This window comes from Flavobacterium potami (assembly GCF_020026915.1).
In the GTDB taxonomy this organism is placed as follows: domain Bacteria; phylum Bacteroidota; class Bacteroidia; order Flavobacteriales; family Flavobacteriaceae; genus Flavobacterium; species Flavobacterium potami.
Genome location: NZ_JAINUY010000001.1, coordinates 854230 through 878171, shown reverse-complemented (window position 1 = coordinate 878171; position 23942 = coordinate 854230). Strand labels below are relative to the sequence as shown.

The window sequence follows — 23942 nt, the reverse complement described above, 5'->3', positions numbered from 1 at the left end:
ACTTCGTTTTGAATATCAAAATCTGTTAATTACATTGATGATTGCTTCTCTTAAATTATGCTACGCCATTTCCAAAAGCAACAATCACAATTCCGATTACCATACAAGCCAAACCCACATACAAAAAATTTCTCGCTTTGTCTGAGGCATTACGCCACTCTCCTGTTACAATACCACTCATAATAGCGGTAACCACACATGAGGTATTGAATATGGCATAACCAACAGTATTCCCGCTACTTCCTAATTTAAAAGCGGCATACGCAAACAATGCTGAAGCTGCATAGTGAAAAACAGCCATTACTAAAATTAATATGAAGTTTTGAGAGAAAGCAGGAGTTTTAAAATTTACCCACGCTTTTTTAGTAGACAATTGTCCGATAAAATAAGCGGTCATTACTACACCTCCACTAATGAAAATGGGAAACATTACTGCAACAGCGGTAATCCATTCGGCATTTCCATGTGCTTGACAAGCTTCATGTAAATAAGGTCTTCCGACAGCATTGGCATAACTAAATCCAGTAGCCAATAATCCTCCTACAACAGCGATTATAATACCAGTAGCCATAGATCCTTTTTCAGGAGCGCCGTCTTTTCCAGTTGATTTTTCAAATTTTTCTCTAATAAGACCTGCTTGACCATTGGCAAAAACCCCAATCAGTACTACAAAAAGTCCTGATAGAATAAGTGTTAATTTATTTGTTGGGGGCAATCCCTCTACAACGAAAGGCAATAAGGATCCTACCAAAATAATCGTTCCGATAAACAAAGAAAAACCTAAAGACAAACCAATGTGATTAATGGCTTTTCCCCACATCATTACTCCTGTTCCCCATAAGAAACTAGCTAGAGCCATTTTGACCAAAATTTCAGTTGGCATGTTCAAAAAGATTTCCGAAAAACCCGTAATTAGCGATGCAGAGGCAATAATGGGAACTACAAACATGGTCAACAAGAAGAATAAACTCCAGGTGTTCTCATATTTAAAATCTTTTGTAAATTTTTCTGGTAGCGCATAAAGCCCTAACATCAATCCGGCGAAAATTGCCAAAAACATTCCTTCAGTCATGTATTTATTTTTTTTGGTTGTTAATTAAATTTTTAAAAGGAAAATTTAAAAATCGTTTCACTTTGAAAATCTTCTTCCTTTTTGGTAATTGATTTTGGTGAATTACTGATGTTCATACCGTTTGGATAACGATGTGTTTCACAACAAAAACCTCTATATTTTCCGTACTGCTCGCCAGTCTCGCGCTGCAATGCATCCGAAGTGTATTTTCCTGTATAAAAAAGCATTCCTGGTTCTGAAGTAAATACGGTTAAAGAACGATTCTTTTCTGCACATTGAAATTCAGCCACTTGTTCAAGTTCAAAATTATTTTTATCAAAAATGAAGTAATGTTCAAAACCATCATTCATTTTAGCATGTAAGTCAACAATTTTTTGTGTAAATCTTAAATCATCTACTTGCCCTTCTAAGTCTACTACTTTACCCGTTGCAGCACCGGTATGGTCTATTTCTAACTTCTTTGCAGCCTCCACAGTCACAGTATGATTTTCAATCGAATTGGTAAAACCCGATAAATTAAAATACGTGTGGTTGGTAAGCGACAATGGTGTGTCCGCATCTGTACTTGCTAGATAACGGACACTCAACACATTGTCATTGTCCAAACTATAAAAACAAAAAACTTTAACATTTCCGGGAAAACCTTCTTCTAAATCAGTACTTAATAGGGACATTTTCACCCCTACTTTGTCTCCGTTCATTTGGATTTCGCTTTCCCACATTTTCTTATCAAAACCTACTGCACCTCCATGTAAATTGTTGTTACCACAATTAGCGGCTAACAAATATTCTTTTCCGTTTAAAGTAAATTTAGAATCCTTAATTTGCGATGAATATCTTCCGACAACTGATCCAAAATAAGGTGCATTATTCTTGTATTCTTCTGAAAAATAACTTTCAAACTTCTCAAAACCACATACCAGTTCGTCATGACTTCCATCGCTGTTAGGCACTGTAATTGAAGTTATTGTCGCTCCAAAATCCATTATTTTTACAACCATTCCGTTGTCATTGGACAAAGTATATTGCGTTACTTCATTGTTATGATGCGTTCCGAATTTTGATTTAGTTACTTCCATTTTTTATTTTTTTTTATACAAATACTTTATTACAAATAGTAGTTGCTAGTCAATATTATACTTTCAATTAAGCTACTATTTTGTTTTGCCACTGATTCAAAGATTAAAATCGATTTAATAAACATTTCGATAACAAATCTTTTTAATCGAAACGATTTTATCTAACTTCCTTTTAGTTTATTTATATTAGATTTTTGAGGATGACTTTTTAAACACTATTCTCAATTGCATGATAATATTGAGGGTTTAATCAAAATCTAATTTCGGCTAAAGCCATTTTAATTAATTAAATTGAACCTTTAGCTAAAGCTAAAGGCAATTGAATTCAGTTTTTATGATCAAAAGTTAGCAACTCTCTGTCAAGTTCGAACGACTTTCTTTATTTAATCCGATTCCTAGTTGATGAAAACATAAGATGACTGTCTACTTTCGTTTTAGGCTTCACATTATTTACATTTTATAAGGTGCTAATTTCTCCCAATTGAATATCACACCCGTGCCGGGATAATCCGGTGCTACTGCTCTGTGATTTTCTACCACCAAAGGACGTGTAGTATATTCGTCTATAGGGAAACTGTGTACTTCTAACCAACCTGAATTGGGTTGCGAAGAAACCAAACTTACATGTAGTTCTTGCATTCCGTGAGAGCAAGCAGGAATATTGTGTTTATCGGCTAATCTAGCCGCTGCTAACCATCCTGTAATTCCACCACAATTGGAAGCATCAGGCTGAATAAAAGACAATTTTGCTTGGTCAAAAGCGTATTCAAATTCGTGAATGGTGTGTAAGTTTTCGCCCATTGCTAAAGGAAATCCAGTTTTATCAACGATTTCGCCGTAGCCTTTGTAATCGTCTGGGATGATTGGTTCTTCAAACCAAGTAATATCGTATTGTTTGAAACCTTCAATGGCGCGAATTGCTTTTTCTTTAGACATGGAATAATTAGCATCGACCATAAAAGTTACGTCCGGACCAACAAATTCACGCACTGCTTTGATACGTTGTAGATCCTCTTCAAGATTCTCACGTCCAATTTTAATTTTCACCGCTCTAAATCCAGCATCCATGTAGCCTTGCATGTTGCGCAAAAGCTTTTCAATTGGAAATTGCAAATCGATTCCACCACAATACGCTTTACACGTATTGCCTTCACCACCTGCCATTTTCCAAAGTGGCTGGCCTGCTTTTTTACATTTAATGTCCCAAAGCGCAATATCAATCGTTGAAATAGCAAATGAAGCAATACCGCCACGACCTACATAATGTACGTGCCATTCCATGAAGTCGTAAATTCCATCAATATCAGTTCCATCTTTTCCCACCAATACCGAAGCAAAATCATGCTCTACCATTGCTTTGATCGCGTAACCACCTTTACCGCCAGTATAGGTATATCCTGTACCTTCTGAACCATCTTCAAGTGTAATTGTAGTGGTAACCAATTCAAAATGAGAATGATCTCCGTGTTTTGCATCATTTAAAATTTCAGGTAACGGCACCTTAAATAATTGCACTTTTACATTTTTAATTGCAGTATTCATCTGTTACTTAAATTTGTTATTTTAATTTTATCTTTATTTCTGCTGGTTTTGCAGCTCCTAAATTGGCGCTTCTGTGACTTGGTAATGCATTCGAAATTAGCAATTTATAATTTCCTTTGATCCATGTTTTTTCACCCTCTAAATTGGTTTGTTTTAAATCTTCTTCAGTCAGGTTAAATGTTAGCTTTTTAGTTTCTCCTTTATTTAATGGTACTCTTTGGAAACTTTTTAAGGCATAAAAAGGCAAAAAGTCTTTGGTGTCTTCGGGTACTAAGTACATTTGAATCACATCTTCATAATCTTTGTCCCCACTATTTTTTACATCTACAGACACTGAAATCCTTTTTCCTTTTTTGATAATTGTCTCTGAGGAGCTAGGATTTTTAATTTCTAAAGTGCTGTACGAAAGTCCAAAACCAAACGGATACATCGGTTCTTCGGTCATGTATTTATAGGTTCTGCCTTTCATGCTATAATCATCAAAAGGAGGCAGCTGCTCCACATTTTTTGGAAAGGTAATTGGCAAGTGACCAGAAGGTGCTACATCGCCAAAAATGACATCAGCCACGGCATTTCCTCCTTGTTCACCTGGATACCACATCAAAACAATAGCATCAACATAAGGTTCTACTTCGTCTAATGAAACGGGACTTCCTGTTCCTAAAACCAAGATAAGCGGTCCTTTTTTGTTTTTACTTACTGCTTTTATATAATCAATTTGACTTTGCGGTAATTTTAAATCTTTACGGTCTCCTTTGTGTTCCGAAGCAATAGCATCCACTTCTTCTCCTTCCATTTCGTTTGAAATACCCGCTACTAATACTGTTGCATCAACTGTTTTGGGCACTTGCACCGCCCAGTTCAATGGGTTTAAATTATTTTGAAAAGGCAATACTCCCAAACGATATTCTACAGAAGTTCCTAAAGATACCTTCTCGGTAATTCCTTCTAAAACGGTCACCATATTGGGCGCAGATCCATAATAATTGGCCAACAATATATCTGTTGAAGCCGCGAACGAACCTGTAACATATAAGGTTTTAATATTTTTATCCAAAGGCAATACATTGTCCTTATTTTTCAACAGTACAATGGATTGCTGCGATGCTTTTCTGGCAACTGCTTTATGCGCATCGGAGTTGATTACTTCAATACCAATGGTATTGTATGGATTGCTTTCGTCTTTGTCAAAAAAACCTAATTGAAAACGAATTAAAAACAGTTTTTTCAAACGCTCATTAATCAACTCTTCGGTAATTAATCCTTTATCCAGCGCCGATTTTATATTTTTATAGACCCAACCACAGTTCAAATTCACTCCTGTTTTTAAAGCAAGTGCAGCGGCTTCCTCCACAGTTTTTACTTTTTTGTGTCCTTTCATAATGTCCACTAGAGCACCACAATCAGATACGATATAACCCTCAAATCCCCATTGCTTTTTTAAGATGTCATCCATCAAAAGCTTGCTTGCATTGGCAGGATCACCATAAACAGCATTGTAAGCCCCCATGATTCCTTGTACTTTCCCTTCTTGTACCAATGACTTAAAGGCTGGTAAATAAGTTTCGTACAAATCTAATTTGGAAGGATTGGCATTAAAACTATGACGCAATGCTTCCGGTCCAGAGTGTACGGCAAAATGTTTTGCGCAAGCGGTGGTTTTAAAATACTTAGGATCCTTACCTTGTAAACCTTCTACAAAAGCAACTCCAATTTTGGAAGTCAAAAAAGGATCTTCACCATAGGTTTCTTGACCTCGACCCCAACGAGGGTCTCTGAAAATATTGATATTGGGCGACCAAAAAGTCAATCCCGCATAAATACCCCTATTTCCAATTGATTTTGAAACTTGAAACTTGGCTCTTGCTTCATCCGAAATAGCGTTCGCCACTTCTTTAATCAAACTAGGATTAAAAGTAGCGCCCATCGCAATACCTTGCGGAAAAATAGTGGCTTTTCCATTTCGGGCAACACCGTGAAGTGCTTCGTTCCACCAATTGTATTCAGGAACTCCTAAACGAGGAATTGCAGGGGTATCTGAAGTAAATTGACCACATTTCTCATCAATAGTCATTGCATTCAGCAACAAATCAACCCTTTTTTCAAAAGACAATGATTCGTCAAACCATTTTTGGTGCTGACTTTTCACCGTTGATGCTGCTATTAAACAAGCGCAAAGGATTATATTCGAAATGTATTTACTAAAAAACTTCATCTATTTTTATAATTATGCGCTACTTTAACTCAAGTTGTTGAACACCAGAATAAGCATCGCCCCGCATTTTTTCAAAATCCTTCACCATTTCTGATAATTTCTTCGGATTTGATTTTGCTACATTATTTTTCTGAGCGCGATCTTTTTTTACATTGTATAATTGATAACTTTTTTCCATTCCAGTTTCAATCTGAACGTCGGCTATTACAGCGGGACCTTCATAAGGTGGAATCATCAACCAATCTCCCTTTCTCAGTAATGTTTTTGTATTCGCTTCAAGTATCAAAGAAGTTCTTCCTTTATCACTTTTTCCTAAAAAAACAGGCAAAATATCTTGACTATCCGTTGGACTTGCCTTTGCATCAATTAAGGTTGCCAATGAAGCCATCAAATCCATTTGACACACTAAGGCATCGGATACTTTTGGCTTAATCGTTCCTTTCCAATACGTGATGAAAGGAACATGAGCACCCGCATCTAACAGACTGTATTTGCCTCCTCTTAAACCTCCTTTGGGGTCATGATTTCCTAATTTTTCAACCGCATCATCTTCATATCCATCATTTAAAACTGGTCCATTATCACTAGAAAAAACAATCAAAGTATTCTCTAACATTCCTTCTGCTTCTAAACTTGCTACAAATTGACCAATTATCCAATCGGCCTCAAGGATTACATCGCCACGTGGTCCCATACCCGATTTACCTACAAAACGAGGATGCGGTGTTCTAGGAACATGAGGTTCTTGTAAAGCATAGTACAAAAAGAAAGGTTTGTTTTTGTGTTCTTTTACATAAGTGGTCGCTTTTGCTAAAAAATGATCCGCCATATCTACGTCTGACCATTTTGCAGATTGTCCCCCTTTCATAAAACCAATTCTAGGAATTCCATTGACAATACTATTGTTATGTCCATGGTGCCATTTCATTTTTAGTAATTCAGGATTTTCAATTGCTGTAGGTTCTCCTGGGAAATTCTTATGGTAATTAACTTCAATTGGATCTTTAGGATCTAAGCCAACCACATTTCCATTCTCAATATAAACCGTAGGCACTCGATCTTGCGTTGCCGCCATAATATGTGAATAATCAAAACCTACTTCATTGGGTCCAGGAGAAATGTGTGCATTCCAGTTCACATTTCCTGTTCCTAAACCTAAATGCCATTTTCCGATAACGGCAGTTTCATATCCTTTTGACTGAAAAACCTTTGCAATTGTTTCTTGCTCGGTAGAAATCAACAAAGGAGCTGTTCCTGGTAAAATTTTGGCATCTTTATTACGCCAAGGATACACCCCTGTTAAGATTCCATACCTACTTGGAGTACAAGTAGCAGAGGTCGCGTAACCATTTTTGAAAAGTATCCCCCCATTGGCCAACTTATCAATATTTGGTGTTTGCAATGCAGTAGCACCATAACAGCTTAAGTCTCCATAACCCAAATCATCAAGGTAAATTAAAACTACGTTGGGGCGAGTTGTTTTAGTAACCTTAGTCTGAGCCAAGCAAGTTGTAGCGATTGTTAAACAAAGAAACGTTGCAAGTTTTAAATAGGGGGTAATTTTCATAATAATTGTGTATTAACTAAGCTTTATGTCTAATGTAAAATGTTTTCTTTTCTAAATATTGTTCAAAACCATATTTACCATCTTCACCACCAGAACCAGATAATTTATATCCGTTGTGGAAGCCTTGGTGCTGCTCACCATGACCACGGTTTACATAAATTTCTCCGTACTCTAATTCGTCATTACATTTCATAATCGTGTTCATGTCATTGGTAAAAACCATCGCAGCCAAACCATATTCACAATCATTGGCAAAACCAATAACTTCTTCAAAAGTTTTGAATTTTAAAACAGGTAAAATTGGTCCAAAAGACTCTTCGTGAACAATAGTCATGTCTTGCGTAACATTGGTCAAAACAGTTGGTTCAAACCAATATCCCTTTTCAAATCCAGCACCCGTTGGTTTGTTTCCACCAGTGGCAACGGTTGCTCCTTCTTTGACACTCACAGCAACTAAATGTTCCATTGCTTTCAATTCCGCAGCGTTTACTTTTGGTCCCATATCTGTTTCTTCCAACATTGGATCACCTACTTTTAACGCTTTTACTTTTGGAATGAATTTTTCCATAAAAACATCATAGATATCCTCGTGCAAATACATACGTTCGTTACAAGTACACACTTGACCACAGTTGTCAAAACGCGAATGTAAGGCAGCATCTACAGCCGCATCGATATCAGCATCAGCAAAAACGATAAAAGGTGCTTTTCCTCCTAATTCTAATTGAACGTGCGTTAAGTTATCTGCTGCATTACGAGCAATATCCTGACCTACAGGTGTAGAACCTGTCATGGTAACCATTTTAGTGATTGGGCTTTTTACCAAAGCATTCCCCATAGCTCTACCTGGACCTGTAAGAATGTTGATAACCCCCGCAGGAATACCTACTTTATTGGCAATATTTCCTAACTCTAAAGTAGACAAAGGAGTTTCAGAAGTTGGTTTAATAACAATACTGTTTCCTGCAATCAAAGCCGGTCCTAATTTACGAGCCGCTAAAGCAAAAGGAAAGTTCCAAGCCGTGATGGCAACGATTACGCCACGAGGCACTTTCTGAATCCAAATTTGCTCATTGGCATTATCAGAAGGAATAATATCTCCTTCGATTCTACGAGCGCCTTCACAAGCATACTCGATAAAAGATGAAGCTACCGCTACTTCAAAACGAGCTACCTTTAATAATTTACCTTGCTCTTTTACAATTAATTGTGCTAGGTATTCAGCATTTGCTTTAATTTCGTTCGAGAATTTATATAGTAACTCTGCTCTTTCTCTGGCAGGTTTTTTCTTCCACTCTTTTTGAGCTTTATCTGCAAAAGCTAAAGTTTCTAAAGCTTCTTCAGCAGTACCGTTTTGTACTCTTGCCACCACTTCTTCAGTTGCGGGACTTAAAACGTCAATTGTTTCTCCAGAAGTAGAAGTTCTCCACTCTCCGTTTATAAATAATTGGTATTCTTTAATTTCAGCCATTTTACTCCAATTTTAAATATTAATATTAACGTCCCATCCAGCCACCATCAACAAGCATCGTTGTACCGTGCATGTAAGACGCTGCTTCAGAGCATAAGAAAACAGTTGGTCCAGCAAAATCTTCTGGTTTACCCCAACGACCTGCTGGTATTCTTGATAAAATAGATGCAGAACGAATTGGGTCATTACGCAAGGCTTCTGTATTATCAGTATCAATATATCCTGGAGCAATAGCGTTTACATTTACACCTTTACCTGCCCATTCGTTAGCAAAAGCCATTGTTAATTGACCGATAGCTCCTTTACTGGCAGCGTATCCTGGAACTGTAATTCCACCTTGGAATGTTAATAAAGAAGCTGTAAATACTACTTTGCCACTTCCTCGACCAACCATATCTTTACCAATTTCTCTAGTCAAGATAAATTGTGCATTTTGATTTACTTCGACTACTTTGTCCCACATTTCATCTGGGTGCTCTGCTGCTGGCGCTCTAAGAATAGTTCCTGCATTGTTTACTAAAATATCAATCTGAGGAAAGTCAGCTTTGACAGCTTCAATAAAGGCATACAAAGACTCTCTATTACTAAAGTCACAAGCGTATCCTTTAAACTTTCTTCCTAAAGCAGTTACTTCTTTTTCAACTGCACTTCCTTCTGTTTCTAATGAAGCACTTACTCCAATCACGTCAGCACCAGCTTGCGCTAAACCAATAGCCATTGCTTTTCCAATTCCTCTTTTGCAACCTGTTACCAAGGCTACTTTTCCTTTTAAACTAAATGTATCTAAAACACTCATTATCTTTTTTTTTAAAATTATTTATTCTTAGTATTAAAAACGATTCCCGATACATTTCTTGCTCCTTTTCACTCCACAAAAAACACTCGAACAGACGTTTTTAATAATTACACTAACGGATTACAATTGGCAGTCCATCAATACTTTTAATCCTTCTGGATTTTTGTCGATGTTTTCAAAAACCTGTTGAATATTACTTAACGGTTGTACATCGGTAATCATTTGTTCAAAAGGCAATTCGTTGGCAGTGATCAATTCAATTGACTTTTCATAATCTTCTTTCTCGTAAACACGCGCTCCGATTAAGTTTAATTCTTTCCAGAAAAATTTAAACAAATCCACTTCTTTTTTAACCCCGTGTATAGCTACCATTACAATTCGCCCACGAATACCAGCTACCTCACACATGATATCTAAAGCGGGCTGTACACCAGCTACTTCAAATACAACATCAGCTCTGCGGTTTTCCGTTTTGCTCTTTACATATTCAACTAAATCGACCTCAATTGGACTTACAGCGTCAAAACCAAGTTCTTTTGCTTTTGCAATACGATTTGGATTTACTTCTGAAATAATAACCTGCGCCCCTACTTCTTTAGCTACCATGGCTACTAATAGTCCGATTGGGCCTCCTCCTAAAACGACTGCTGTTTCTCCTCTTACCAATCCACTTCTGCGAACATCGTGTGTTGCTACAGAAAGCGGTTCAATTAGTGCCGCTAATTTTAAATCTGTAGAAGCTTTTAATTTATGAAGGACGAAAGTGGGCACATTCCAATATTGTTGCATCGCACCTTCACTATCAATTCCGATAAACTTCAACTCTTCACAAATGTGATTGAAACCTTTATCAGATGCTTTTACTTTTCTATCATCTAAAGGACGCACTACAATTTTGTCTCCCACCTCAAAATCCGTAACGCCTTCTCCAACTGCATCTACCACACCTGACATTTCATGCCCGATTGTTTCTGGAATACTTACGCGTTTGTCCATCATTCCGTGGTAAATGTGTACATCGGTTCCACATACTCCTACATAGGCAACTTTAATTCGTACTTCACCTTCAGCAGGTGCTACAATTTCTTTATCAATTACTGAAAAGGTTTTATTACCTTCATATCTAGTTGCTTTCAATTTATTTTTATTTTAATATTATTATTATTTATGCATGTTTTCAGCTTTCTCTTCTTTTCCTTTAACTGATTTTTCACCTGGAGCCACGTGAGTTGTTTTTCTTTCCGATGAGAAACGCATGATACTTTGATAATTCCAGTTGTTGTATTTATGAGTGAGTCCCCAACGCAAAGCTTCGGTTGGCTCTTTTTCATTATCGGCAGTTCTGTTTATACCAATGGCATGTGGAGCATCTTTTATAGAAGCTTTGATTTCAAAATTGATTCCGTCAGGTGACCACTGTATCGTGTTTTTTTCAGGTCCATCGGTCGTGATTAAGGAAGCAATTCCGCCATTATAAGGCCATACACAAATTTCGTGACCACTATTACTAATTGGGTTATAAGGTGATTTTACATAAGGGCCAAGAGGATTATCTGCTATAGCAACCCCATGACGAATTTGACGACCACCGAAAGTCATTTCTTCTCCCATTTGTTCCCCTTTGTAATACAAATAGAATTTTCCTTTATAAGGCAAAATACAAGGGTCGTGTGTTTTATGACTATCAAAATCCCCTTTTTTCTCTACCAGAAAACGGTTGTCTTCCGTACCTTTCCATATACCATTTTCAGCTGGGGCCAACACTGGAGCATCCAATTTTGTCCAAGGACCATCTGGCGAAGTTGACCAAGCCATACCTACTTTTTCTTTTACACGTACATTGTATATTCCTTCGACAGTTTGGTAGCATAAATAATATTTTCCATCCCATTTCATGATTTCAACAGTAAAAACCGAACGATCATCGTAAGAACCTTTTTTCCCTCTTGCCACTGCTATGCCTTCTTCTTTCCAAGTCCAACCATCTGTAGAAGTAGCGTACCAAATATCACATCGATCCCACGGAAATACTTTTTTATTTTCCATATCCCCACCAAAACCTTCAGTAGGTCCGGTGCTTTTAGAATACCACACATAATACTTGCCGTTTTCCTGGATAATTCCACTTGGATCACGACGCACTACTCCCTCTTCATAAGCCAAATCACCTTTTAAGGTTTGTGGTTCACCAAATTCAATAAACCATTCGTTTCCTAAAGATTGATCCCATTTTAAGGCTCTTTTAGTAGCCGCACTTAAATGATCAACATCTTTAATACCATATTTGTCTTGATATTTTATAGCCAATTCTCTAAGCTCTTTCTCCTCTTTTTTAGACTGAGCTGTAGCCGATGTAAATGCCAACCCTAAAGAGAGCATGCCCATCATTACTGTTCTTGTTGTAGTATTCATACGTATCGTTTTTTTTAATTAGTTTATTTTTGAGTAATTTTTATTGTATTGCTTTCTAGATTGCTTGTTTTAGCTTTTATACTAATGTTTGAAGATTGGTCTTTTTTGGATTGTATAATAAATAGGCATCTTCCTTGACTCAAGACAATTTTATTAGACTGAAAATCCTGTACATTACCCACAGCTCCATTATCAATCCCTAGAACTTTAGCTTTTCCTTCAACCGTAAAGCTAATCTCAGGATTAAAAGTTTTTATTGGATTACCATCAGCATCAACAACTTGAGCTACAATGTGAGCCACTTGATAACCGTCTGCATTTATCAATGTTCTATCCGTTGTCAACTTAATAGCATGGGGTTTTGAAGGCGTTATTAATTTCGTTTGAACAGTTTTTCCTTTATGAGTGCCTTTAGCGTAAAGTGTACCTTTCTGATACGGAACAGACCACTTGTAAATATGATCTTCAAAATCTGCCAATTTTTTCTTCCCAAGAGACACTTCATTCAAAAACAATTCTACTTCATCACAATTGGAATAAATTTCTACTATTGTTCTAGTACCGTTTGCATACTCCCAATGTTCATTTACATCTTGCCAAACCCATAGCGCTGTTTCCCAGGCACCTTTTTTCTTTTCAACAGGCTGCCCTGTTTTTTCATCAACTTTATAATTTGATTTTTCTTCTGTTTGGGTAGCAATGTATAATTCAGGTGCATCATTCCATAGCGACTTCATCATGTGGTAAGAAGGCTTTTCAAATCCCGCAAAATCAAGCATACCGCTGTCAGTTCCTTTTTTTGGCCATCTTTTGTTAGATTCTCCCAAATAGTCAATTCCAGTCCATAAAAAAGTTCCAGATACAAACGGACGATCCAATATGGCTTTCCATTCATGCCATTGTACCAAATTCTCAGTACCCATTATAATTTTATTTGGATAGTTTTTATGTCCGTAGTCATACATTACGCGACGGTAACTGTAGCCCAAAATATCTACTGCATCTCCAAAACCGTTTATATGACTAACCGATGGCAATATGGAATTTGCAATAACATATCGGGTTGTATCCATTTCTCTCGTCCATTTTGCCAATTTATGAGCTGTTTCACCAATATTGTATTTTTCTTTTGGACTGGTTTCATACCTTCTCTTAATTTCTTCTGGACCAATAGGTGGAATAGACCAGAAATAATTACCATCCCAATTCATATTAAAGAAACCCGTTGCATCAACTGATCTTTGATATGTCCACTCTATTTCGTTACCAATGCTCCACTGAAAAATTGAAGCATGATTTCGGTCGCGTAACATCGTGTTTTTTAAATCACGTTCTGCCCAGTCCTGAAAATGTTCGCCATAACCACGTGTAATGTAATCTACCGACTTCTCTTTCATATTCAAGCGTTTGTCTTTTGGATTATCCCATTCGTCAAAAAACTCATCTTGAACCAGAAATCCCATCTCGTCACACAAATCGATAAATTCTGCCGATCCTGGATTATGAGAAATACGAATCGCGTTTACTCCTGCTTCTTTCAACTTCACAAAACGTCTTCTCCAAACATCCTTAGGCACAGCAGCACCAACCAATCCTCCATCATGATGCAAACACACTCCTTTTATTTTCATGTTTTTGCCATTCAAATAAAAACCAGTGTTAACATCAAACTTTATAGTACGCACACCAAAAGTCGTAATCGTTTCATCAACCGATCGTCCATTTTGTCGAATCGTGATTTTTGCATGATAAAGGTTGGGAGAATTCACATCCCATAAAGCAGGATTTGCAATAGTTGTTCTTAGCGCTAGTTCTTTTTCTTTTCCTGCATTCAAGCTAAGTTTCGTCGTTTCTTCTGCTACCTTCTTATTAGTAGCGTCTAGAATTTCGGCAACTACTTCAAAATCCTGAGTCGTATCAAAAGCATTCTTTACTTTAACTTCTACATTTACTTCACTTTTTTCTTTTGTAACTGCAGGAGTTGTGATATAAGTACCCCAAATAGGAACGTGCAATTTGTTTTTGGCAATTAATTTTACATTTCTATAAATTCCCGAACCTGTATACCAGCGGCTGTCAGCGTATCTTGAATGATCTACCTTTACTTTCACCGTATTTTTATTATCACCTATATAAGGAGTGATGTCATAATAAAATGGAGAATATCCATAAGGATGCTCACCCAGCTTTTGATCATTTAACCAAACTTCGCTGTTATTATAAATTCCATCAAAAAGAATATAATGTAAGGTATTGGATTCTTTACCTAGTGAAAAATCTTTTTCATACAAACCAATTCCACCTACTTTATATCCAGTAGCTCCTTCTCCTTTAATAGAGTCAAAACTAAAAGTGGCACTCCAATCATGCGGTAAATTAATTTCTTCCCAGTTATTCACACCCGCCTGTTCTGCTCTTTCCAATTTAAACCTCCAGTCAAAATTAAAATCAGAACTAGTCCCGTCTGTTTTTGAAGCTGTACAACCATATAAAGCCATACACAATATACTTCCGTAAGAAATCTTTTTCAGTACATTATACCTCTTCTTTTTTAAATTCTTTTTCACTCTATGTTTTTTTAATTAACTATAAAGAGATTGTTTCTCTTTTAACTATTTGTGTTTTTTTATTGAGTTTCATTATTCTTTTATTCTGAACATGACAGAATAATCAAATAGACAATCCAAATAAAAAATTAAGTATCGGATTACATTAAGCAACAATGATCGTTAGTATATTTATTTCACAAATTCATTTCGCAACAAATTTGTCTTTTAATATAAAATTATATATATCATAATTTAAATAGATTTAAATAGCACAATACATATAAAAACCTTTTATTTTTTATGAATAAACAGCATTAGCAAATATGGTGATAATAAGAGATATAGTAACATATAAGCAACTAGACATAAACTGAACATTGCTAAAATCGAGAGGTATTGCACACAAAATAAACTAGACAATTTTTATATTGCACTTGTTATTAAGTACAATACTATAAGCAAACCCCATTAACTTACATTTTTTTCATATAAATTTAATCATCAAGATTTATGAAATTCCTATTTAACCGACAAGCACCCGTAAAAAGAAAAAAACCAAAGAAATTTGAATTCATTCATTCTTTGAATTTAAAAAAGTATTTTACTCTACTTATTGTACTCTTTTTTTCATTTTCGACAACCGCCCAGAAAACATATAAAGAAAATGAGTACCTCCGAAAAGCCAAAGCCATAAAATATATTGACTCGAAAAAAGCCATTTATTATTACAAAAAAAGTATTGAAAAATATAAGATAGAAAAAGACACTTTCAACTTAATACACAGCATAAGCGAACTTGCCGATTTATACGGACATAGTGTCGATTATGGAAATTCCTACGATTTGTACTGGAAAGCATTATTACTTGCTGACCAATCTAAAGACGATTTCTCCAAAGCCACTATATACCATGCTTTGGGCTGGCTTTATAGTTTTTACCAACGGGATGATGAAGCCTTAAAATATTTTACCCTTTCTCATAAATTAAAAGAAAAACTCGTTGCTGCAAATGAAATGGATAACGGATACATTGTGAGCGATTATTTTGCATTAGTAAATTTTTATCGTGTAAATGGGAATTACAAAATGGCCAAAATTTACCTTGATAGCTGCTATATCTCCAAACAAAAAACAAAAAACAAAGCCAACAATGGCTATATCGAGGCCGAAGCTGGTTTTCTTGCCGCTACTGATAAAAAGTTTGATGCCGCTATTTCAAAATTACTAGAGGCAAAAAATTATTTTGAAAAAAACGACAAATCCTACCTTATTATTATCAATTCTTTATTAGGAAATGTATATAAAATGAAAGGAGATTATACTCAGAGCGAAATTTATTTAGAAAAATCATTAGCCTTATCCAAAATATACAAAAGCCATGCGAATTATAAATTAATGGATCATACTGCTCTGGCCACAGTTTACTCTAAAAGCAACAAGTACAAACTTGCTTATTTTCATGCAAATGAAGCTATGACATTGAATAATAAAATATTTGGCCGAAAAAGCAAGAACAATCAGCACTTATTTGAAATAAATGACAAATACCGCATTCAAAAGCAAAAGGAAAAAGAACTATTAAAAGAACAGCATATAAAAGAACTGGAAAGCGAAGAAAATATTTGGTTTCTCAAATCGACAATCATGATAATTGTAATTCTATTTTTAATAATCTACGGGCATCAGCTGTTTAAAAACATTCGCAGAAAGCATCTTGCCGAAAAAGAATTATTAGCAAAAAAACAGGAGTTAGAGCTGATAAAAAATAGTGAGATTTTAGAATTAAAAAATAAGGAACTCACGTCATCTGCCTTACAGCTAATTGAAAAAGAGGAATTTATAGAAAAACTAAAGAAAAGCATTACCGAAAACAAAGAGAATATTGACAGCACCTCTATAAACAATATGCTAAAAACTATTCAAGGTTCTTCTGCAAGTAACTGGAAAGAATTCGAAGCCCGATTTACTGCCGTGAACCAAAGTTTTTATAAAAACCTTAAAGAGAAATATCCAGATCTGGGGCAAACTGATCTCAAAATATGTGCTTTGGTAAAGCTTAATTTTTCCAGCAAGGATATGTCCTCTCTATTAGGTATCTCTTTCGAAAGCGTACACACCTCAAGATACCGTTTACGCAAAAAGTTTAAGCTGGATAGAAATGAAAATTTAGCCGATTTTATTGCTTCACTTTAATCCATACTACACAATAGGAGACAAATAATCCAAATTAAACTGATATATACTGTCTTTTTACCTTTTAGCAATTAAAATCTTTTTAATGTGCGTCAACTATATGAGGAAATAATCTAACGCAGAATCTTGGCATAAAAATAAAATCCAAAATCAACTGCAAAACGCATATAAACTTAATACTAATAACTATAAAACAACCTCAATTCTGAAAATTAACCTGAATTCATCAAAGATTTATATAAAAACCAAATTTAATTTTACGAGTTTATTTTTAGTTATTCTTTAACTGAAAAAATCCAGACAAAATAGTACTATATAAGCAGTATTTTATCAAAAATTGAGTTTTGTCAAGATATAGTTGTGTCTAGTTTAGTTAGTTCAGTTGTTAAACGCCTTATTTTACTAAAAAAAATGCATGTCTGTTCAGTTTATATCTAGTTTAAAAAAAACCATTGATAATGTCATTTAAGTAATTTAGCAATCGATAAAATACGAAATCAATAAAAAATCCGGACTAAAATTTCATTATCAAAAAAAAAAAAAAAAAAAAAAAAACTAACCGTCAATTAATTTAACTACCAAAACTTTATGAAAAAAGAGTATAACTTTTGGAAAAAGACATTCCTTATAATGTTTTTTCTCTTGTTTCTTTGTGCATTCGATGTGAGTGCACAAAACAAACTTACTGGAAAAGTAAAAGATGAAAGTGGGCTACCAATACCAGGGGTAACAATTAAAATCCAGGGATCTACAACTAGTACCTCTACAGATATGGATGGAAGCTATGAAATGGAGGTGAGTGAAAAACAAACCTTAGTTTTCTCATTTATGGGATACAGAACACTCACAAGAACTGTTGGCACTACTAAAAAGTTAGACATTCAGATGCAGCCTGATACGCAAATTTTAAATGAAGTTGTGGTCGTAGGTTATGGAACTCAAAAGAAAAAAGAGGTTACAGGTGCTGTTGCTACCGTAAAGGCAGACCTTATTGCGAAAGCTCCAGTAGCAGATGTTGGAGAATCATTACAAGGCCAAATTGCTGGGGTTAACGTTCAGGCTGCTAGTGGGCGTCCTGGTGAAGCAACTAATATCCAAATTAGAGGAGTTGGTTCATTGACAGGTTCATTAGAACCATTGTATGTAGTGGATGGAATTCCTTATCAAAGCAACCCAAATATCTCACCTGATCAAATTGAATCATTAGACGTATTAAAAGATGGTGCTGCTGCCTCCGTTTATGGTACTAGAGCCTCAAATGGTGTTATCTTGATTACTACTAAAAGAGGTAAAAAGGGAAAAATTAGTATAGATTTCAATGCTTATTCGGGTATCCAAAATATTACTTCAGGTACACCTTTAATGAATACTCAGCAGCAATTGTTTGAGGATTATACAACAAAGGCAATGTTGTCTAGCCAGTTACCAACTTTTTTTATTACAACACCAGAACTTTTAGACTATGATAGTGACTACGTTGGCGACGTACAAAACAACAATGCTTTAATTACTAATTACGGACTAGGTGTTTCTGGTGGAACACAGGATTTAACATTGAATTTTAATTCAAATTATTATAACCAAGAAGGAGTTTTAATTAACTCTGATTTTGATAGATTAAGTAACCGCATTAATGGTCAATTTACAAAAGGTAAATTCAAAGCGTTTGTAAGTATGGGGATGACTGTAGAAAATAGAACGCAAGAACCATGGTCTTTATATGAATATGCTATTGGACAAAGACCATGGCAAATTCCATTAAGCGATGTACAGGGATCCGGGTCTAGTGTTGATTATCCTGTAGAAAATGCTATTTATTATGGCTATTTGGCAAGAGAATTACAAAATGTTGACAAAAGAAAAGTTACATCAAGCAATATTGCCGTTAATTTACAATATGAAATAGTAAAAAACTTAACCTATAAATTAAATATAGGTAAAAGTAATTGGGATTATAGAAGGTCTTTTTTCCGTCCACAAGTATTGGTATATGGTCTTGATGGCTCATATAATGCAACTGCCTCAAGAGCGGATGCATTATTGAACGAAGATTACACTTTTACAGACAGATCTACTATAGAAAACATCCTGGATTATAAATTAAATTTAGGTAAACATTCTTTGAACTTTACTGGAGTAGCCTCACGCGAAGAATACAATTCGAAACAAGTTGGTGTAGGTGTAATTGGTTTATTAAGCAATGAAACGCCTTCTTTAGGTTCAGGTCAGGCAGGAACAAAACCAACAAGTTATGATTACACAAATAGCATTAGTGGTTTATTAGGTAGAGTACAATATAACTACAATGATCGTTATTTAATATCAGCTAGTATTAGACGAGATGGTTCCTCAAACTTTGGACCTGATAACAGGTACGGTACTTTCCCGGGTGTTTCTGCTGGTTGGAATATATCTGAAGAAAAATTTTTCAAGGATGGTGCTATCAACAAAGTAGTAAACAGCTTAAAATTAAGGGCAAGTTATGCTCAGTTAGGTAACCAAAGTATCCCTCCATATACGTATGCGGGTCAAATTGAGTCAGGTGTAAATTACTTATTTGGTTCAGATCAGTCATTAGCAAATGGAGCTATACAAAGACGTTTCTCTAATCCAGATGTAAAATGGGAAACAAGTATTTCAAATAATATTGGATTGGATTTAGCTATGTTTCAAAACAAGTTAACTTTTACTGCTGATATCTACAAGAATGACAAAAAAGATATGTTATTGCCTCAGCAAACTCCTGCGTCTGGTGGTACGTACAATCCCAACGCAGTCGATGTGTATAGCCCAATCATTGTCAATGCTGGAAATATGACTAACAAAGGTATTGAGCTAGCAATGAGCTATAAAAACCAAATGGGAAATGGTCTCAAATATAATATTTCTGGAACTTTTACTAAAAACGTAAATGAAATAACTAACCTTGATGGCATTGAAAGAGGTTATGGTAACGGACGTCCTACCAATTCATTAGGGAATGCTGTAGATTTTACTACATTCTTTGCAGTAGGTCATGAAGCTGGCGCTTACTTTTTACTAGAAAATGCAGGTGTTATAAAAGACGACGCAACTTTACTTGAGTACAAAAAAATAGAACCAAGTGCAATTTTGGGTGATATGCGCTACATTGATCAAAATGGTGACAATAAAATCACTGACGATGACCGTGTATATGCGGGTTCTGGTCAGGCAAAATTTGAATCAGGGTTGAATTTAGATCTAACGTACAAAAGTTTCGATTTTGGAATTCAGACTTATTTTTCTTACGGAGCTAAATTATTCAATGGTTCAAGATATTTTGCATACACACAAGGGAGACATTTAGACCAATATTCTATGTGGTCTCCTGAGAACCCTACTTCTGATGTGCCTTCAGACAGAGGAAATGCTTATCACAATAACGTTAGAGCAAGTTCTGATTATTGGTTAGAAGATGGTACCTACTTCAGAATTCGTAATTTAACTTTAGGTTATTCATTACCTGAATTGCTTATGACTCAGTACGGAATAAGTAAAATAAGATTGTATGTTACAGGTATGAACCCTTTCACTTTTACAAAATATACTGGTTACGATCCTGAAGTTGGTGGAAATGGAATCAGTACACGTGGTGTAGATAGCGGTAGTTATCCTGTTTCGAGAAGATTTGTGCTTGGTTTACAGGTTAAATTTTAACAACTTAAAATTAAATTAAAATGATACATAGAAAAATAAATATAAAAGTAAAACTAGCATCATTAGCGATATGCACTGTTTTACTTACTTCAGGTTGTAATGATGAGGATTTTTTGACTCAGGTAAATCCAAATACAATTACAAATCAAACTTTTTGGAAAACTACAAAAGATTTTCAGTCAGCCTTAACTACAGTTTATGGGGCTTTACAATTTCAATCAATAAGCGGTAATGGCCTAATTGAAGATGAAATTATGGCAGACTTAGGGGGTACTGAATCTTGGTACAGACCCTATGCTTACAGAAATTTCACTTTTAACGATGCCAGTGAAGCGGTTACTAACAAATGGGCAAATTTGTACACTGGAATATTTAGAGCCAATCAAGTAATAGAAAAAATTCAATCTGCTGACCCAAGTATTTTTGCTGCCGGTGAAAAAGAAAGTATTGAAGGCCAAGCCCGTACCTTAAGAGCTTTCTTCTATTTCTTAGTAGCTAATACTTATGGAGGAGCTGTTATTCATACAGAAGTTCCGCAAACAAAAGCAGATTTTAATGTAAAATTTAGCTCAATCGCAGAGGTTAATAGCCAAATTATCATTCCTGATTTGGAATTTGCTAAAGCCAATCTGCCAGAAACATGGTCTGGTAAAGACTTAGGTAGAGTTACTTGGGGTACCGCTACTTCTATACTTGGAAAAGTATATTTATTTGACAAACAATGGGGACCAGCTGCGACTGAATTTAAAAGTGTAATTGATTCAGGTGTTTATAGCCTGACTGCGAATATCATGGATAATTTTGATGAAGAGCACGAATTTAATAGTGAGTCAATTCTTGAAGTTGCCTATAGTGCAACTGAAAATCCAGGTGCTAACGGAAGTAATGTTGACGACACACCTTATGCAGCTGGAGCAGAAGCTTCAAATTTAGCTGTAGGGCTAGCGCAATTAAATTATGGTGGATTTAATACGATATTGCCTTCTTATTTCTTACACGAATTATACATTAATGATGCGGTAGATGTCACAAATCCAATAAACACTACTAATTTACAGTCTAAACGTCTTACTGCTACTATTGCCCCAAAAAATCTTGAAGGACAATATTATTTAAGAAATGTAGCTGAATTAAAAGGTTGGGGTTATGGTCAAAGTGCCTATGTTAAGAAATATACTAACTGGTATCATTTGGCTAACGAGGACGGAAACTCTAGAAGCGGAATTAACTGCAGGCAAATTAGATTGGCAGATATTTATTTAATGTATGCTGAAGCAGTTCTTAACAGCACTGGCGATGTAAATGAAGCTATTAAGTATATTGATTTTGTTAGAACTCGTGCGGGTGTAATTACATTAAAACAATATTTAGCAACAAATAGTAATACGTTTCCACAATTACATATAAGCAAAGAAGTACATGGTAATCAACCTTTAGTACCTCCTACAAAAGAAAATGTTTTAACACATATTCATAGAGTAGAAAGACCGCTTGAATTGGCTTTTGAAGGTCATAGATGGAAAGACTTAGTACGATGGGGAATTGCAAAATCTGTTTTCACTGAATTACTTGCAGATGAAAATTGGAGAGTGAAAAATTTTACAACTATAGCTAACAAAGCACCATTGTATATTATAGAAAGAATCAGGGATGATTTCAAGAATGCTGCTGTAACTTATACTCCAGCTAAAAATGATTATTTCCCTATACCATCGGTTGAGAGACAAACAAATAGTCAATTAAACAACTAATTTCAATACCACTTAAATTATGAAAACAAAACTTAAAATAGTAATTGCACTATTTCTTGTTGCAATAGGGTTATATTCATGTAGTGACATTTATGATTCTATCGATTTGAATGCGGCCAACAGCAGAATTATTGTTAGTTCACAAATGGACTATGGAAATAAAATTAGGGTAGGTAGCCACGAAACCTTTGGAGATATTTCAGCGGGGGTTGAGTCAAGACTTTGGACTTTTCCAGAAGGCGTTGTTGACATTGTAGATTCTGACAATGACGTTACTTCAACGGAACAGAATGTTAAAGCTATATTTAACGTTGTTGGAAAACATGAAGTAAAATTACATCAAGTTTTTAAAGGAGAAGCTTATACTACAGGAAGCACAAATCCTGTTGCCAAAGCATTAGATACTACGATAGTAGTAACCGTTTTAGCTCCAATAAGCATTGTTGTTAAAGCAAATTATTTAAATACAGACGGTACTTTAGGAGCAGAACTAAATGTAGTTAATGGTGCAAAAAATGAAGTACTAGCAGGAAGAACGATTAGATATACTTTGATTACTGAAGGGGAACCAGAAGCCTATCTTTGGACTATCGACGGAGGAGATCCTGCGACATCAACAACTGATACTAAAACAGTAGATGTAAGATATAAAAAACTAGGAACATTTGGATTTACTATCAAAGCCAATACCCCTCGCCCATTTGGTGAAGCAACAGTAATGCTTAAAGATTTTATCAACGTAATTCCATCGACTGACCCAGTTACCATGGATGACGCTCAAGTAATAGACGATCAAGGAAATATAGCTCTGAATTACAGTAGAGAAATGAATGCTGAAACATTAAAAGCATCTGATTTTTCTGTTACATTAAAAAACAAATCTGGTGCTACGCTACCTGTAACTATTTCTAGTGCGACAATAAGCCCAACTGAAGGTAATATTGTTCTTTTAAAATTAGCTGGGCAAACCTTGTACAACGACGACATTATTACTGTATCATACACAAAAGGATCGTTAACCACTGCAGATGCTGTTTTTGCTAGTTCATTTACAGATGTTGCTGTATCTTTCAAATCCGTTAATATTTTAGCTTCAACTACTTTTGATTATGGTTTTGAAACTTCAACTAGTGCTGACTGGGTATATCTTGGCTGGGGAGCTCCGTGGAACAAATTTACATCGGCGGTTACAAGTACAAAAGCACATGGCGGCAAAAAAAGCTTGTCCGTTCAAATAGATGCTCGTGGCGGTATGATTTTAGGTTATAATCATGGTGGCGATAAAGGAACTTTTAGACTTACTGCTGGCAAAACCTATTCTATGGGATCATGGGTTTATGTAGAAAGCTTAGGTGACAAAGCCTCTGTTCCTGATCTAAGATTATACTTTACTCCAAATACAGACTGGGGAATAGGTCCAAACCCTGGATTCTCAGCAGATTTTGCAGTTGGAAAATGGGTTTACAGTTCTGCACTAGTAAAAATCAATACAACTGCTGATTATAGTTTTATGCTTAGAAGTGACAACCAAGGTAACTCCTCTGCTTTAAAATTCTATATCGATGACATTACTGTTAGTGAAGCTAAATTAAGACCGTAACTAGTAATGATAATTTT

Annotated in this window: 14 protein-coding genes; 4 read left to right on the top strand and 10 right to left on the bottom strand. The window is 35.5% G+C overall.

Annotated elements, in window-relative coordinates; all coding sequences use genetic code 11:
* Nucleotides 1-55: 55 nt before the first annotated feature.
* From K6T82_RS03785 to K6T82_RS03740, 10 genes are all read right to left on the bottom strand, one after another.
* A complete protein-coding gene (locus K6T82_RS03785; RefSeq protein ID WP_144219282.1) occupies nt 56-1072 on the bottom strand; it encodes an L-rhamnose/proton symporter RhaT in 1017 nt (338 codons plus the stop codon).
* A gap of 32 nt (nt 1073-1104) precedes the next feature.
* The gene (locus K6T82_RS03780; protein WP_144219281.1) at nt 1105-2151 is read right to left on the bottom strand and encodes an aldose epimerase family protein; all 1047 of its coding nucleotides are present in this window, start codon (nt 2149-2151) and stop codon (nt 1105-1107) included.
* A gap of 450 nt (nt 2152-2601) precedes the next feature.
* The gene (locus K6T82_RS03775) at nt 2602-3693 is read right to left on the bottom strand and encodes a mandelate racemase/muconate lactonizing enzyme family protein (protein WP_144219280.1); all 1092 of its coding nucleotides are present in this window, start codon (nt 3691-3693) and stop codon (nt 2602-2604) included.
* 16 nt (nt 3694-3709) lie between these two features.
* Entirely contained in the window at nt 3710-5842 is a 2133-nt protein-coding gene (locus K6T82_RS03770; protein ID WP_223704648.1) for a glycoside hydrolase family 3 C-terminal domain-containing protein, read from the bottom strand.
* Between the two features lie 85 nt (nt 5843-5927).
* On the bottom strand, nt 5928-7475 hold the full coding sequence (locus K6T82_RS03765; RefSeq protein ID WP_144219278.1) for a sulfatase family protein: 1548 nt from the start codon (nt 7473-7475) through the stop codon (nt 5928-5930).
* A gap of 16 nt (nt 7476-7491) precedes the next feature.
* A complete protein-coding gene (gene aldA / locus K6T82_RS03760; RefSeq protein WP_144219277.1) occupies nt 7492-8946 on the bottom strand; it encodes an aldehyde dehydrogenase in 1455 nt (484 codons plus the stop codon).
* A 25-nt stretch (nt 8947-8971) separates the two neighbouring features.
* The gene (locus K6T82_RS03755; protein ID WP_144219276.1) at nt 8972-9742 is read right to left on the bottom strand and encodes an SDR family NAD(P)-dependent oxidoreductase; all 771 of its coding nucleotides are present in this window, start codon (nt 9740-9742) and stop codon (nt 8972-8974) included.
* 120 nt (nt 9743-9862) lie between these two features.
* Nucleotides 9863-10879, bottom strand: coding sequence for a zinc-dependent alcohol dehydrogenase (locus K6T82_RS03750; RefSeq protein ID WP_144219275.1), 1017 nt, complete (start codon nt 10877-10879; stop codon nt 9863-9865).
* A 24-nt stretch (nt 10880-10903) separates the two neighbouring features.
* A complete protein-coding gene (locus K6T82_RS03745) occupies nt 10904-12154 on the bottom strand; it encodes a glycoside hydrolase family 117 protein (RefSeq protein WP_223704647.1) in 1251 nt (416 codons plus the stop codon).
* A 23-nt stretch (nt 12155-12177) separates the two neighbouring features.
* Nucleotides 12178-14721: a glycoside hydrolase family 2 TIM barrel-domain containing protein gene (locus K6T82_RS03740; RefSeq protein WP_223704646.1), complete on the bottom strand. Its 2544-nt coding sequence runs from the start codon at nt 14719-14721 to the stop codon at nt 12178-12180.
* Between the two features lie 492 nt (nt 14722-15213).
* Between K6T82_RS03740 and K6T82_RS03735 the strand changes: the two genes are divergently transcribed.
* The 4 genes from K6T82_RS03735 (at nt 15214) to K6T82_RS03720 (ending at nt 23925) form a co-directional block, all read left to right on the top strand.
* Nucleotides 15214-16896, top strand: coding sequence for a tetratricopeptide repeat protein (locus K6T82_RS03735; RefSeq protein ID WP_144219274.1), 1683 nt, complete (start codon nt 15214-15216; stop codon nt 16894-16896).
* Nucleotides 16897-17526: 630 nt separating this feature from the next.
* Complete coding sequence (locus tag K6T82_RS03730; RefSeq protein WP_222104893.1) at nt 17527-20574, top strand: SusC/RagA family TonB-linked outer membrane protein; 3048 nt, start codon at nt 17527-17529, stop codon at nt 20572-20574.
* 20 nt (nt 20575-20594) lie between these two features.
* On the top strand, nt 20595-22325 hold the full coding sequence (locus tag K6T82_RS03725; protein WP_144219272.1) for a RagB/SusD family nutrient uptake outer membrane protein: 1731 nt from the start codon (nt 20595-20597) through the stop codon (nt 22323-22325).
* A gap of 19 nt (nt 22326-22344) precedes the next feature.
* Nucleotides 22345-23925 carry a hypothetical protein gene (locus K6T82_RS03720; protein ID WP_144219271.1) on the top strand — a complete coding sequence of 527 codons (1581 nt, stop codon included), beginning with the start codon at nt 22345-22347 and terminating at the stop codon, nt 23923-23925.
* Nucleotides 23926-23942: the final 17 nt, after the last annotated feature.